Below are 14,456 nucleotides of genomic sequence, written 5' to 3'. Positions count from 1 at the left end.
CAGGCTCGGTTCATCGGTCCGGCAGGCTCACAAGACATGAGCCCACCGTTGATCGCCGCGCACACACGGTAGTCGCCCATCACGCAGGCGCGATGGGCAGTTGTCGAACTTGCCCGCCATCCGTCCCGCTCTGGCATGAACTATCGCACTAGAGGCCGATTACGCCGCATTGATACCTGGTCGACGGACACCCGAACGGCCTACGGAAGCGACCCCTCGACACAGCGAGCGGCTCGACCCGTCCGGTCGTACCGAACGGGCCGGTCCGGGCCGGGCCGTCAGAATGTTCCGCCCTCCATCGACGGCGGCGGTCGCGCCGGTGACGCAGCCGGCCTTCGGCGGGACGAGGAAGGCGACGACCTCGGCGATCTCGTCCGATCGTCCGGTGGAGACGTCGCAATCCACGCCGGACCCGGAAGGCCCTTACCCATTCAAGATCACCCAGCCGCGACCACTGTCACCAACCTCTGCGGACAGAACAACCAGCCATCCGCCACCAGCCTGCGTTCCTCGTGAGCGGCTTGGCGTAAGCGCCCGGCATGATGAACAGTAGTTATATGGCCATATCGGGCAAATGGAACAATATGCTGGTACACGAGACGGAGCCGTACAACGCCGAAACGCCTCCCGGCGCCCTCGCAAGTCAGATCACTCCCCTGGACAGCTTCTACAGCCGCAACCACGCGCCCATCCCCCGCATCGACCCGGAGAGCTGGCGGCTGCGAGTAGACGGTCTGGTCGATTGCCCACTTGAGCTGTCGATGGACGAACTGCGGCGCCGCTTCCCCGAGCGGAGCGTGGTGGCAACACTGCAATGCGCGGGCAACCGCCGCGCGGACCTCATCGAGGTCCGCGACATACCCGGCCAGGTCTCCTGGGGCCCCGGAGCCATCTCCACCGCGTGCTGGAGCGGGGCAAGCCTCGCGGATGTGCTGGCCGAGGCCGGAGTGCAGCCGGAGGCGGCGCACATCGCCTTCACCGGTGCCGACGTGTCACAGCAGGCCGAGCCACCGCAGCCCTTCGGCGGCTCGATACCGGTGGCGAAGGCGACCTCCAGCGAGGTGTTGCTGGCCTGGGCCATGAACGACCAGGCACTGCCCACCGCGCACGGCGCGCCGCTGCGCGTGGTCGTCCCCGGGTGGATCGGCGCCCGCAGCGTCAAGTGGCTCAAGCGCATCACCGCTCAGGCCGAGCCGTCCGACAACTACTTCCAGATCGAATACAGCATCCTGCCCGCCGAAGCCGACCCTCACCAGGCCAGGCAGGCAGACGGCATCACCCTCGGCCCGATCGCCATCCACTGCGCCATCCTGCAGCCCGGCAAGGACGCCCAGCTGCCGTCCGGGCCGACCGAGGTCGCCGGCTTCGCCTTCGCCGGGGACGACAGAACCGTGGAACGCGTGGATGTCTCCGCCGACCACGGCGTCACCTGGGCCCACGCCGACCTGGACCCGCCGGAGAACCCCTGGACGTGGCAGCACTGGCGCGCCACGCTTACCCTGCCCCCGGGCGAGGCCGAGATCATCGCCCGTGCCTGGGACTCCACGGCGGCTGTACAGCCCGAGTCCCCGGCGACCGTCTGGAACCCCCGGGGGTACGCCAACAACGCCGCGGCTCGCCTGCACGTCACATGCCGTCCCTGACCCGGACGCTTCGCTCGAACGATTCAGCGATTGACACAGACCGCTGGACACCTCACCGCTACCCGAATTGCGGTGCCATGCCGGTGAGCTTCGGGGATCTGCGCGAGAGCGTCGCCCAACACCGCAGTTGTCGGTCCGGACGGGGCCGCCGTTGGCCGTCGGGAGAGACGTCTTCGCGCTCTGCTCACAGGCCGGGTGCCTGGAAGCCGTTCAGGTACCAGAAGGGGGCGGCGTACCAGACCAGGGCGATCGCGGTGACGAGGGTGCCTCCAGCCACAGGGAGTGCCCAACTGGGCCAGCGGCGGTGGCGGACCACGATGACCTTGGCGACAAAGGCCCCGTAGAGGAAGCAGCCGGTGAGCGAGTGCAGCGCCAGGCGGGTGTCGGTCAGCTGGACGCCGTAGGTGGTGATGCAGTGCTGAGCGATGGGGAGGGAGAGGAGGAAGGCGGTCAGACCGATGAGGCGGTGCGTCGTGTTGACCCGGTGCGGTGCGGTTCGCAGTGCGGGCAGGCGGCCGTACATCCAGAGGGCGAGAAGTAGCTGAATCAGCGCCAGACCCAGCAGTGCGGAGCCGAGTTGGGCTTTGAGCATTCTGGCGTCGTCGCCGCGCTGCCCGAAGAGGCTGTTCTCGTAGGCGGGGGTGTGTACCCGGCCGTACCAGTAGAGGCCGACCGTGACCGCCACGGGCAGAAGCATCCACAGGACGCCGCGGAGCCGTCGGTGGTTGGCAGGGGGAGCGAGGCTGTCCACCTGATCAGCCGCCCCCGCTCTCGATCTTGCCGCCCTGGAGCTGGACGGCATACCACGTGGTGCCGAGCGCGGCGCTGGGGGTGCCGGCGGTTCGCGCCGACGGCCCCGAGACAAAGCGAGGACAGGTGCGGGCGGATGCGACCGCCGCCGGTGCGGGCTGCGGGCTCACGGCGATCGTCGTCCTTCTGCCGCCGGAGCAACCGTTGTGCACCATGGCACGCATGGCGTCAACGGCGACCCAGACGGTCGCGAGGCCAGGGTTTCTCAACAGGTTCTCCAGGCATTGCGGGCCGATCTCGCCAGTACGTCCGAAGATTCCCTGCCGGGTCCAGTCGGCGCGCCAGCGGGTACGCGAATCGAGGAGAGCGGTTGGGCCGGACGGCCGATGAGAGCGACATGCCGACCCAGCTGAAGGAGGGGTGGGGAAGCAGCTGCGTTCGAAGCGGGCCCCCGGCGCGGACGATCGTGCACCTTCAGGTGCGCCGCCGTTCGCCCCTGCCGACACGGCCATGCTCGCCGCCCGCAGCCTGGTGACCGGCGCGCAGGCCGTCGCGAGCCATACGTGCCCCGCGCGCCGACCCGGCCTCAGCCGCGACGGCTGCGCGCCCAAGCACTCGTAGGTCGCTGGTCTCGCATGTCCATGCATCGTCACCGATGGATACCCTGCGATGACGTGTTCCCTTACCTGGCTTGAGGGTTCGGAGTCATGGTCTGTGGAACGACGGGTCGTGCTGCTCGCCGAGTACGGCCCGCCCGATGGTCGCCAGGACGTGGTCGTCGTTGTCATGGAGCTCGTAGAAGGTCAGGTCGCGCAGGATCCGCTCCACGGGGCTCGGGCGGATCAGGCTGCGGGCACCGCACGCGCGGATGACGTGGTGCACTGTCTCTTCCGCCAGATGCTCGATCACATGCCAGGCCCGGCTGCCGGCGATCCGCGCCTCCTCGACCCTGCCTTCGTCCCACAGACCGGCGACGTAGCGCAACCAGAGGCGGGCGGTGTCGATGTTGACCGCCATGCTGCCCACCCGCTGCTGCACATGGGGATCATCGCCCTTGCCCTGCCGCATCAGATACGCGAGCCCGTATTCGTTCGCGGCCAGAGCGCCGCCGAGGAAGCTGGCAGCGTAGTGCGGGATGAAAGCGGTCTGCCAGTGCCCTTCGAAGTAGCCGCCGGGGCGGCCGATGAGATGCTCGCGCGGCACGAAGGTGTCGTGGAACCGCACCACATGGCTGACCGTCGCGCGCATGCCGATCGGGTCCCACCACGAACTGTCCACAGTCACCGTCGGGTCGGACAGGTCGCAGGCGAGCAGCAGGAGTTCTCCGTGGGCCTCTCGGCTGTGCCGGGCTCCGCCGGGGCCGGCCGGATCGACGAGCAGGATCGCCCACTGGGCTCCGGTGGCGCTGGTGGCGAACGCCTTGCTGCCGCGGAGGGTCCAGCCGCTGCGGACGGGTGTCAGCATGGTGCCGAAGCGACTGCTCTCGCCCGGCTTGGGGGTCTGGGGTTCGCCGCTCCAGGCGGCCCATTTCTCTCCGTGTTCGACCACGCCGGCGAACCAGTGTCGCTTCTGCTCAGGCCTGGCCAGGGCGTCGATGAGGACGAGTGCGTTGGCGTGCCCCTCCCAGCAGCGGGCCAGTGACAGATCGGCCTTGGCCAGCGTGGTGGTCATCTCCCACAGGGGCAGGGTATTGCGCTGCTGGGGGCCGTAACCCAGGCCGCCGTGCTCCCGCGGCACAGGGGCGGCCAGGAACCCGCCGGAGAACAGATCGTCGAAGTCCTCGGCGGGGAACGCGGCCCTGCGGTCGTATTCCTCGGCGCGGGGGGCGAAGTTGTCCGCGGCCAGCTTCGCCAAGGCGTCGAGAACGGCCCGGTCGCCCCCGGCCCCCGGATCGCGGGCCGGACCGTGGCCCAGGTCGTCGGTCATAGGAGGACGGCCCCTTCCGAACGGTAGAAGTGGGCGCGGTACATCACGTTCGGTATCTGCGGATCGACGGTATGGACGGTGTGGACATCGATGGTCAGCAGGCCGCGATTGAGGTAGCCGCAGAGGACGACCTGGCGGGAGCCGAGCGGACCTTCGGCGAGAAAGGCAACGGCCTCGGGGGCGTCCATGTCATCGGCCAGCGGGACGGCGGGCAGGGTGACGCCGGTGACGGGCGTTGCGGTCGGTACGAGCGCCTCTTGTGACGGGTCCGGGTCGCCGCGCTCGGTGATCCGCAGCATGAGCCGGCTGCCGTCGACCGCGGCTTCGACCAGGTGGATGCCCGTGGCGGTGGCGTCGAAGTTGACCCAGCCACCGGCCAGTGGCGTCGGATCGACCGTCCGTGCCGTCATGCCCGCCCCTCCGCCCTGTGGAAGAACGAGCGGGCCCAGTGGTCGGCTCCCCCGCCGTCATCGCTGAAGATGCTGCTCGTGGTGGCCACCAGGATGCCCGTCTTGTGGTAGGCGCACAGGACAGTGCGCAGCGAGCCGAAGTTGTAGATCGCCGAGAACGACCAGGCGGTCGATGGGGTTCCTGGCGCGGTGTACACGACCGCTGACACCTCACCCCAGTCGCATGGCTGCGGGCCGCCGGTGCCGAAAGCTCTGACGAACAGGCCCTTCTCGTGCCACGTCACGTTCAGCCGTAGGGCGCCCTTCGAAGTGCCCTGGTCGGTGTTGACCCAGTCGCCCAGCAGCGCCGAGACGTCGGGGGCGTCCGGCGGCCGCGGCGCGGCCGGTCCGGTGGGGGAGGCCGGCCGGGGCGTCATGGTCCCTCTCCGCTCGTGGGTTGCGCCGGGGGCGGTTCCCCCGACTCGGTGAGGTCGTGGACGTCGGCGCGCTCGGCCTGGCTGAAGCAGAGGGAGCGCAGGGGCAGCGCATCGGGGAACGGATGGCCTGTCAAGAGCCGGAATTGTTCGCTCACTTCGACGAGCAGGATGTCCCAGCCGTCGATGCCGATCAGTCCGCGGGCGCGGGTGGCGCTCATGAGCGCGGTCGGAGGATCGCGGTAGACCATTTCCAACACCGCCGCGTCCGGGTCGACGGCGGCAACCGGAAACGGTTGCCTTTCCGCCAGGGGTGTGGCGTGGACGAGCACAGCGTGTCCTGCCGGGGAGAACCGGGAGAGCGGTACGTAGGGAGCCCCGAGGCGTGAGGAGGCTTCCCGGCCGCGCGCATGCCCCCGGTTGACCAGGGTCACCCGGGCTCCGGCCTGGAGCAGGGCCAGCGCGACGGCCTGCCCGGTGCTGCCGCAACCGATGACGGCGGCCCTGCGGCCGCTGGGATCGACCCCGGCCCGGGCAAGGATGTGCAGGACAGCGGCGGAGTCGGTGGTGGCCGCCCGCCAGCGCCCGCCGTCGAGCCACAGAACGTTGGCCGCGCCGCACCGCAGCGCCTGCGGGCCGACGATGTCGGCCACTTCGACCGCGCTCTGCTTGTGGGGAGCGGTCACGGTCAGCCCGCGTAGTGGCAGCCGGGCCAGCGCCCCGAAGCCGTTGGCCCAGTGCCAGAAGCAGGGGAACGTGTCCACCTGGAAGGGCAGGTAGAGCGCGGGCAGCTGCAGCTCACGCAACGCCGCATTGTGCAGCCGGGGTGACGGCGAGCGTCCCGGGGCATGGCCGGCAATGCCGAACAGGGCGCTGATCGGTGGCAGCGCGGGCAGTCCGTAGTCAGTCAGGAGTTGGCCCACGCTCGGCATTCCGTCCGCCCCCGGGCCACCGGCCCGGCCGAAGGCGAGGGGCGCGCCCAGCCACGGCGCCAGCACCCGGGTCCAGGTGCCGGCCGGACCGGACGCGAACGCCGTCACATCGGAGCGCCCGAGCCCGGTGAGCAGCAGCGGCGCGGCCGACCCGTACTGGGTTCCCGACTGCGGCACGAGGAGGTACAGCAGCGCAGGAGTGGTGGCCATCGCGGCGAACCGCTCCTGCAGCTCAGCGGCTGCCTCCAGCACGCCGGCCCCGCGGTCGGCGCTCCGCTCGGGGCGGACGGATTCGGGCTGGTGCCAGGAGACGCGCCGCTGCCGGGCGGGGATGCCCGCCAGCAGTTCCGGGACCAGGTCGTCCACGGCCTCCAGATCGACTACGTCATAGTGGCCCGCCGCGCGCAGAAGCCGGGTGCGGCGTTCGACCGGGCCGGCAGCCGAGCGACCGCCGTGGCGCGGGGAGCGCAGGCTGTAGGTCACCGGCCCGGTGAAGTGTCGGCGCAGCCGGTGGGGATCGGGGTCGCCGACCAGGTCGGCACGCACCTCCAGCGCGTCGGCCACCCCTGCGAGGCTGCGCAGGCAGGACGTGGTGAGATCCTCAGGTCGGGCGACCACTGCGACTATGTGAGCCCGCCGCGTGACGGCGTCATCGCACCCGCTCGTCAGCCGCTCCATTGGACGTACTCCTCCAGAGGGGCCCGCGGCAGGACGAACCGAATGACAGCCGGGGTGCATGCGATGGGACGGTCGGAGTCGATGCCCAGCCACAGGCGCAGGACGTCCGCGTAGCCGGCGGTCGGCGGCCCGTAGAGGCGCAGGTTGTCGCGGAAGCGGGCCCGTGCGGCGGCGGTGTCCGCGGCGGCTTCCCCCTTGGCCGACAGCGCTCCCGACCTGGCGGCGCGGGCACGGCGTTCGACGACGTCGTCGAGCGACGGCGGCCGGTTGCCGTAATCAGGCGTGGGCCGATCACCGCGGTCGAACGCCTCGCACACGGCGTCCACCAACGCCTCCGGGAATCTGCCGATCACCGCGTTCACCTGCCACATCCGGGTATTGCGGCTCGACGGTGCGCCGCGAAGAGGTCGGAGCGAAGGAGTTCGCCCAGGCGCACGCGGACGGACCGCTGGATGTGCCTGGCGCACCGGCCGTACACCTCCGAGGACTGCCCCTCCGGATTAGGGATGTCACCGTGCGGATCCAGACACAGGGTGCGGCCCTCGGCCTCGGGTGCCACGGCGATCACCCCATGGCGATGGGCCCGGGTCATGCAGTAGATGACGGAGCTGTCCCGGCAGAGCTCAGGGGTGACCGGGCGTGCTCGGTGAAGCTGGGGATTCCCCCGGCCCGGCACTCGGTCCAGTCCGAGCTCAGCGAGCGCGGACAGGGCGCCGGGAGCCATCGAGTCCCCAGGCCGCGTCGTCGCGACACCCGCGCTGGAGAACCGGAAGGCATACGCGACTCCCGCCTCTGCGGCCTGGGCCCACGCGATGACCTCTGCCATGGGCGAACGGGAGGTGTTCCCGCCGCAGACGAACAGCACGCGGCACACCGCCGCCCCGGTGGCGCGTGCCCGCCACCAGGTAACGGCCGACGGGTAGGACAGCGCCGCCGCCGCGCCGACGCCGAAGACGAGCGCGAGGAGCTGAGCGTCCCCCGGAGCTTGGAGCCCGGCCACCCACGCCAGCGAGAAGGAGGCGGCCAGACCGGACATCAGGCTGGCGAACGCCCATGCCGGCACGCCCCAGGTGTACTCGCGCCGGTCCAGGTAGATCAGCGAAGCGAAGACGAACAGCACCTCGTACGCCACGCCTATGCCCGCCGCCGCCAACGCGACAGGGGTACCGAGGAATGTGGTGAAGCCCGCACGCAACTGCGCTTGCCCGGCCAGTGCCCCTGCCGCCAGCAGCAGAGCCAGCCAAACCGGTGCGGCGACATGCTCCTCCACGAAGAAGCGGCGGTCTGTTGCGAGAACTCCCGACTTGGCCACCCGGCTCATGATTTCGAACCGGCCCATGTAGCCGACGAGATAGATCAGGACGCTCAGCACGGCAGCCAGCGTGAGGTGGTAGCTGTTCACATCACCGAGTGCCACTGAAACCGCGATCAGGCTGAGGCACAACCCCACCCAGGAAGTTGCCGTCACCCGCCGTTTGCGCGCCTTGTCGACCAACGGGGAAACAACCAGAACTCCCCCGCGCATCAACAACAGCATGAAGAGGATCGAGACGCCGGAAAAGGTGTAGTTCATCGTGGTAGCGCCGATAATAAGCGAAGCAAAGAAGCCGGATGCCAACGTCTCCCGACCCGCCACTGGAATCCGACGCCCCCCGATCCCACCCCGTCGCATGTGCCGCCACCAACCCGACAGGGCTACGAACACAGGCATCACCAGGAGCTGTCCGAGGACGGCTGCGGGCAGCAATTCAAAGCCGTTGACCGGCTTCCCCGACAGCGGAGTCACTCCGCTGGCCAGTGCCTTCACCAGCATGGCGTACGGAACATACGATATGAAGTAACCGAAGGTGAGCCATCCCATGCGCAGGCCCCGTTTCTGATCGAATGTCCCGGCTATCCCTACAGGCGGAGTGGCGAAGCGCGGCAGCCCGCACTTAAACCTCGAGGGGTGCCCTGGGATCGACGTGTCCGCCCTTCGATCGAAAACAAAACCTCGATAACCGCTCAGGTTTTAGACCGACACGCACGGTCTCGCTCGTGACCACCCATGGTGTGGGCGTCGCGAACCGTCAAGGCGCGTCTCGGGGTAACAAAATCACGCAAGCCCGAAACTGCGCGCATCCCGTGGCCCGTGCAAGAAATTTCGAGCCCAGTAATTCAGCCAGGTGTGCTTTCCTGAAAAATTTTACCGTTCGCACGGACACGCGGCCAGCGCATGAAGCGCACGATCCCTGTCCATCATCCCTCTTCGTAGCCGGCCCGCCACTTGTCGGCCCGCGGGTGTGCCGCCGCGCCGGGTGGTGTCCGCCCTGTGGGAGGCGCGTCGGCGTCTGGTTCATCTGTCCGGTGCAGAGGTGCAGAGGTGCAGAGGTCGGGTCGCACTCGGCTGGTCTCGTCGTGGTACGGCGGTGGCAACTGCGAAGGCGACGCCGGCCTGCAGCAGGAACAACGGGCCGTTGACGTGGATGATGCGGTATCCGTCGATGTAGAGCTGGGCGTGGATGTATCCGCTTGCCGCGAGCGTGGTGGCGAATACCAAGCGCAAGGGGAGGGCGGGAAGACTTCAGGGGTTCAGGTGAGCTTCTCGTCCTTGACCGCCAGTGCGTGGCTGCCCTGCCGGTAGTTGACGGTGCGGATGCCAAGTGCGTCCTTGAGGCGTCCGGCGGGCAGCACCTGTGGAATGGGGCCGGGGCCCTGGCCGGGTTTGGGAAACGGGTAGCAGGTGGGGGCAGCCGAGTGGAAGGTGATGTTTCCCTCGGTCTTGGTGAACAGCTGATGGACGTGCCCGTTGAGGCACGTGACTGAGGAGAAACGGCGCAGCATCGACAGCACCTGCACCGCATCGTCGGTGCCCCAGCCCCACTTCGGATACATCGCGAACAACGGGATGTGGCTGAAGACGACGATCGGGGTGTCCGATGACAGGCCGGCGATGTCCTTGCGGACGAAGTCGATCTGATCGCTGCCCAGGTGGCCGAGTCGCTCAAGGTGCAGGGTATTGACCAGGGCGATGAAGTGCACACCATGGGTGTCGAAGCTGTACCAGCCGTCGCCGAGAGTGTTTTTGGCGAAAGTCTGTCGATACGCGCGTCCGTTGTCCCCGATCGAGTCGTGCTCGCCCGGCACGGTGAAGATCCGGTCCGTGCGCAGCTGCGACAGCATCTGCTTGACCTGGTCGAACTGGGCGGGGGTGGAAAGGTGTGTAAGGTCACCGCTGTGCATGACGAAGTCGGGGCGGAATCCGAGTGAGTTGACCTGGTTGAGCGCTGCGGTGAACGTTCCGGTGACATTCATGTTGGGCGGGCCATGGAAGCCGATGTGGCTGTCGGAGACCTGCACGAATCGCAGGTCTGCGCTGCCTGCCGGAGTGGGGTCCGACGAACCGGGGATATGGCTGATCACCTCCCCCCCGGTGACTGTCAGGATGACGGCGCCACCGAACCAGGCGGAGTGCCGCATGAGCTGACGGCGGTTCATGCCGTGCTCGCCGTCGCCGTTGGAGTCGTGTGTGGGTTCGGTCATGGGGTCACCTCCACGGTGGCGGTCATGAACGGGTGGATGGTGCAGTAGTAGGCGTAGGTGCCGGGTTTGGTGAAGGTGTAGCTGTAGGTGGCGTTGGTGGCCAGGCCTGCCGACTTCAGCGGCCCGCCCGATCCTTGCTTGCTGGTGACGGTGTGCGTGTCGGGGTCGGTGTTGGTCCAGGTCACCTTCGTGCCCGCCTTGACCGTCAGTTTGGCCGGGGAGAACGCAAAGTTCTTGATCGTCACCGCGTTGGCGGCCGCCGGAGCGGACGATTGGCCGGCGGTGGGTGAGGTCGAGGACGTGCTTGGTGGTGGGGTGACCGTACCGCCCGTTCCGGAGACACCGGGCGTTCCAGGCAGGGTCTGGCCAGTGCCGGGACTCAGTGCGCCCGATGGTTTGGGCTGTGACGATCCGCCGCACGCACTGAGCAGTCCCAGTGCTCCGGCAACGGCGACAGCGGCCAGGCACGTGCGCGACCGCCGGACCAGCACAGAGGAATTCGCATTCATGGCCATCGTTCCTTCTACGCGTTCCCCGCCGCACGGGCAGGTGTGATCCAAGACCGATCCGGGATCGGCCTGCTTCAGGCAGATGGGCAACCGGGTTTACGCCGCCCGTGGGAGGTATTTGAAGGGGCGTAACCCGGTGGGTTACTTTAAGTGGGTGGGCAGTGGATTCCATTCAGCAAAACGAATCCCACAGCGAAGCTTTCGTTGTTTCACTGTGACGGCGGGTAGCAGGGTGGATTCAACTGATCGTCGCAACACCTCGACCCTGGAGGTGTTGGATGGGTCGGCCAGCGGGATGGGCCACACGGCTGACGGGGCGTCCGGCGATGCGGTCGCCGGGGCGGCCCCCAATCCGTCGGGAGGTGGAGCGGGCTTTCTGGATGAAGATCGCCGAGGGGATGACCAGCGAGGCGGCGGCGGTCACGTGCGGCGTATCCCCAGTGGTGGGGTCCCGCTGGTTCCGTGAACGTGGCGGCATGCCGTCGATCCAGCTCAGCACGCCCTCGGGCAGATACCTGTCCTTCACGGAACGCGAAGAAATCGCGCTGCTCAATGCCCAGGGCCTGGGAGTCCGCGAGATCGCACGCCGCCTGGGCAGGGATCCGTCGACCATCTCGCGGGAGCTGCGACGCAACGCGGCGACCCGCGGCGGGCAGCTCGCCTACCGGGCTTCGATCGCCCAGTGGAAGGCGGAACTGGCGGCACGGCGTCCGAAGACGCCGAAGCTCGTGGCCGATGAACGGCTGCGTGAGTATGTGCAGGACCGGCTCGCCGGGGACGTACGCCGTCCGGACGGAACACAGGTCACCGGGCCGAAGACGCCTCGGTGGAAGGGACGGAACAAGCCCCGCCGTCAGGACCGGCGGTGGGCGACGGCCTGGAGTCCCGAGCAGATCGCGGGCCGGCTCAGGACGGATTTCCCCGATGATGAGTCCATGCGCATCTCGCACGAGGCGATTTACCAGGCGCTTTACATCCAAGGACGCGGAGCCCTCAAGCGTGAGCTGGTCGGTTGTCTGCGTACCGGGCGTGCGCTGCGGGTTCCCCGCGCCCGAGCCCGACGGCGGGCGAACGGGCACGTCACCCCCGAGGTGATGATCAGCCAACGGCCGGCCGAGGCCGAGGACCGGGCAGTCCCGGGACACTGGGAAGGCGACCGTGCGACACGAAGCCGCACGAATACGAGTGGACTGACCGTTTGGAGAGGCAGTTGATGAAGCTGTAGGTGCAGTCACGGGTCCGTGTCCGTATGACCCGTCCCCGCCCTTGACGTGCGATGTCGGTAACGGCGTGGTGCGAAGCTCGGGGGAAAGCCCAAGGGCTCCCGTTCCATCCGGGAGTTACCGGCAAGGGGAAGACCGGACGGGTGAACGTAAGTGAACTCCCGATGATGCCTCGTGATCCCAAGCCCCGCCGATGGAAGGTTCCAGTGGGGTGCATGGCTGGCCGCTGAGAAGCGGCAGGCGCTGGCCGGCAGAGGTCACTCCGGCCAGGTGGACACCGCCGCCTCGGGGTAAAGGGAGCACCCACCCCGGTCGTATCTCATTCGTGTGGAACGTGGAAACCCCGTTGGGGTCCGGGCCGCTTTGGCCCGGTCAGCCGATCGTAAGGAAGGCTCAACTCCCCAGCGGGAACAGGACGGCCCAAGAAGCCAACGCCGGAAGCCGAAAGGAAACGGGAACCCGAGGCAGACGATCGGACTCTCCGCCGGTCGCCCCGCATAACCGTCCGGATACGGACACTGCCCTGACCCGAAAGGGTGCTGACGTGGGCCGGGTGAGCCTGTGCAGAATCGCTGGATAAAGACGACGGAACCGAGGGGCAAGTTGGACACCATGCTGATAGCGGACGGGGCGGCTTCGGCCCTTCCGGCTGCGTCTGCGCCGGTGAACGGACCCGAGGGCGAAGACTTGGACTGGGCGTCGATTGACTGGCGGCGGGTCGAGGAGGACGTACGGCGTCTGCGGCAGAGAATCTTCACGGCATCGCAGGCAGGGGATCTGAAGAAGGTCCGCAATTTGCAGAATCTGATACTCCGGTCCCGTGCGAACACGCTCCTGAGCGTGCGACGGGTCACGGAGATCAACGCTGGACGCGCGACGGCGGGAGTCGACGGAAAAGTCGTGTTGCTTTCCCAGTCCAAGGCCGCATTGGCCAAATGGGTCCAGCATCGCGCCCGACCGTGGATTCCCAAGCCCGTCAAGCGGGTGTTCATCCCCAAACCGGGGACCACGAAGAAGCGCGGACTCGGGATTCCCGTGATTGTTGACCGGTGCCTGCAAGCTGTGGCATTGGGAGCATTGGAGCCCGAGTGGGAAGCACGGTTCGAGCCGAAGTCGTACGGCTTCCGGCCCGGACGAGGCTGTCACGACGCGATCGGGGCCATCTACTCCACGCTCAACGGGAAGAACCCGCAGCGTGCGTGGGTGCTCGACGCAGACCTGACGGCGGCGTTCGACCGCATCGACCACGCCCGGCTCATGGCCGCTCTCGGCACCTTCCCCGCCCGGGGACTGGTCCGTCAGTGGCTGAAGGCCGGGGTCGTGGATCGCGGCCGGTTCGCCCCGACCGAGGAGGGAACTCCGCAAGGAGGGGTGATTAGCCCGTTGCTCTTCAACGTGGCCCTGCACGGAATGGAGGAAGCCGCAAGGGTCCGCTATTACACCACCGGCAGAGATGCCGGGAGTGCGCAGAGCGGCAGCCCCGTGCTGGTGCGGTACGCAGATGATTTTGTCGCGATGTGCACCAGCCGTGAACAGGCCGAGCAGGTCAAGGAACGGCTGGCTGCATGGCTGACGCCCAGGGGACTCGCCTTCCACGAGGACAAGACACGCATCGTCCACGCGGAGAGCGGATTCGACTTCCTGGGGTTCAACATCCGCCGCTATCACGGCAAACTGCTGATCAAACCGAGCATAGCGGCTCAGAGACGGATACGGGAACGGCTCAGTACCGAAATGGTGGCCCTGCGAGGAGCTAACGCCGGTGCGGTACTCAAGAAGATCAACCCGATCGTGCGGGGTTGGTCGGCCTACTACCGGACGGTGGTGTCCAGCGAGATCTTCACGGCGCTGGACAATCACATGTGGAAGCTCGCTTACAAGTGGGCCAAGCACAGTCACCCGAACAAGCCGAAGCACTGGATATCCGACAAGTACTTCGGCCGGTTCAACAAGTCCAGGAACGACCGGTGGGTGTTCGGTGACCGCGACAGCGGCGCCTACCTGCTCAAGTTCTCTTGGACGAAGATAGTCCGGCACCAGTTGGTCAAGGGGAAGGCGTCCCCGGACGACCCAGCCCTGGAGTCATATTGGGCTCAGCGGCGACGCAAGGGAATTCCTATGCCAGTCGACGCCATGACCGTGCGTCTCCTACAGACACAGCACGGCCGTTGTTCGATCTGCGGAGGGCTCCTACTGCACGCCGACCACCCGCCACAAAGCCCAGGAGAATGGGAAGCGTGGCGGGTTGTCATCCGGAAGGCGATCTCCAAGCAATACATTGCCTTCCCGGACGGGAGCACGCTGGACGGTCAACGACTCCGTCTCCTCCACACCCATTGTCAGCGGCGGAATGGAGCCACTGCGACAACGAGGCCAGTACTTTTGCCTGCCAGCGAGCCTCTGGGGCTTGCTTGAGCCGTGTGCGGTGAATAGCTGCTTGCACGGTTCTG

13 protein-coding genes and 1 pseudogene are annotated in these 14,456 nt (G+C 67.7%); 3 read left to right on the top strand and 11 right to left on the bottom strand.

Going from position 1 to position 14,456, the window contains the following annotated elements:
• Nucleotides 1-584: 584 nt before the first annotated feature.
• Nucleotides 585-1,643: a sulfite oxidase gene (locus OG936_RS31880; RefSeq protein ID WP_406499408.1), complete on the top strand. Its 1,059-nt coding sequence runs from the start codon at nt 585-587 to the stop codon at nt 1,641-1,643.
• Nucleotides 1,644-1,827: 184 nt separating this feature from the next.
• Here OG936_RS31880 and OG936_RS31875 read toward each other — a convergent pair whose 3' ends face one another.
• The 11 genes from OG936_RS31875 to OG936_RS31825 all read right to left on the bottom strand — a co-directional run bounded on the left by OG936_RS31875 (nt 1,828) and on the right by OG936_RS31825 (nt 10,783).
• The gene (locus OG936_RS31875; RefSeq protein WP_406499407.1) at nt 1,828-2,340 is read right to left on the bottom strand and encodes a DUF6529 family protein; all 513 of its coding nucleotides are present in this window, start codon (nt 2,338-2,340) and stop codon (nt 1,828-1,830) included.
• Nucleotides 2,341-2,398: 58 nt separating this feature from the next.
• A complete protein-coding gene (locus OG936_RS31870) occupies nt 2,399-2,662 on the bottom strand; it encodes a hypothetical protein (RefSeq protein WP_406499406.1) in 264 nt (87 codons plus the stop codon).
• A 436-nt stretch (nt 2,663-3,098) separates the two neighbouring features.
• Complete coding sequence (locus OG936_RS31865) at nt 3,099-4,319, bottom strand: acyl-CoA dehydrogenase family protein (RefSeq protein ID WP_406499405.1); 1,221 nt, start codon at nt 4,317-4,319, stop codon at nt 3,099-3,101.
• Nucleotides 4,316-4,729, bottom strand: coding sequence for a hypothetical protein (locus tag OG936_RS31860; RefSeq protein ID WP_406499404.1), 414 nt, complete (start codon nt 4,727-4,729; stop codon nt 4,316-4,318). Before OG936_RS31860 ends, OG936_RS31865 begins: the two co-directional genes overlap by 4 nt.
• Nucleotides 4,726-5,145 carry a hypothetical protein gene (locus OG936_RS31855; protein ID WP_406499403.1) on the bottom strand — a complete coding sequence of 140 codons (420 nt, stop codon included), beginning with the start codon at nt 5,143-5,145 and terminating at the stop codon, nt 4,726-4,728. The genes OG936_RS31860 and OG936_RS31855 overlap by 4 nt, the downstream gene beginning before the upstream one ends.
• A complete protein-coding gene (locus OG936_RS31850; RefSeq protein WP_406499402.1) occupies nt 5,142-6,692 on the bottom strand; it encodes a type I 3-dehydroquinate dehydratase in 1,551 nt (516 codons plus the stop codon). The genes OG936_RS31855 and OG936_RS31850 overlap by 4 nt, the downstream gene beginning before the upstream one ends.
• Nucleotides 6,693-6,739: 47 nt before the next feature.
• Nucleotides 6,740-7,105 carry a hypothetical protein gene (locus tag OG936_RS31845; protein WP_406499401.1) on the bottom strand — a complete coding sequence of 122 codons (366 nt, stop codon included), beginning with the start codon at nt 7,103-7,105 and terminating at the stop codon, nt 6,740-6,742.
• 5 nt (nt 7,106-7,110) lie between these two features.
• Nucleotides 7,111-8,325, bottom strand: a complete 1,215-nt coding sequence (locus OG936_RS31840) for a hypothetical protein (RefSeq protein ID WP_406499400.1) — start codon at nt 8,323-8,325, stop codon at nt 7,111-7,113.
• 762 nt (nt 8,326-9,087) lie between these two features.
• Complete coding sequence (locus OG936_RS31835; protein ID WP_406499399.1) at nt 9,088-9,297, bottom strand: hypothetical protein; 210 nt, start codon at nt 9,295-9,297, stop codon at nt 9,088-9,090.
• A 26-nt stretch (nt 9,298-9,323) separates the two neighbouring features.
• Entirely contained in the window at nt 9,324-10,274 is a 951-nt protein-coding gene (locus OG936_RS31830; RefSeq protein ID WP_406499398.1) for a metallophosphoesterase family protein, read from the bottom strand.
• Nucleotides 10,271-10,783, bottom strand: coding sequence for a cupredoxin family copper-binding protein (locus tag OG936_RS31825; protein ID WP_406499397.1), 513 nt, complete (start codon nt 10,781-10,783; stop codon nt 10,271-10,273). Before OG936_RS31825 ends, OG936_RS31830 begins: the two co-directional genes overlap by 4 nt.
• Before the next feature lie 278 nt (nt 10,784-11,061).
• Here OG936_RS31825 and OG936_RS31820 point away from each other — a divergent pair.
• A pseudogene (locus OG936_RS31820) lies at nt 11,062-11,994 on the top strand (transposase); the annotation flags it as partial.
• Between the two features lie 624 nt (nt 11,995-12,618).
• A complete protein-coding gene (gene ltrA, locus OG936_RS31815) occupies nt 12,619-14,421 on the top strand; it encodes a group II intron reverse transcriptase/maturase (RefSeq protein WP_406500687.1) in 1,803 nt (600 codons plus the stop codon).
• The last annotated feature ends 35 nt before the right edge of the window (nt 14,422-14,456 follow it).

The organism is Streptomyces sp. NBC_00846, from assembly GCF_045207325.1.
Lineage (GTDB): Bacteria > Actinomycetota > Actinomycetes > Streptomycetales > Streptomycetaceae > Streptomyces.
Note: the sequence above shows the minus strand (reverse complement) of the source record. Positions and strands in the feature narration are given on the sequence as shown.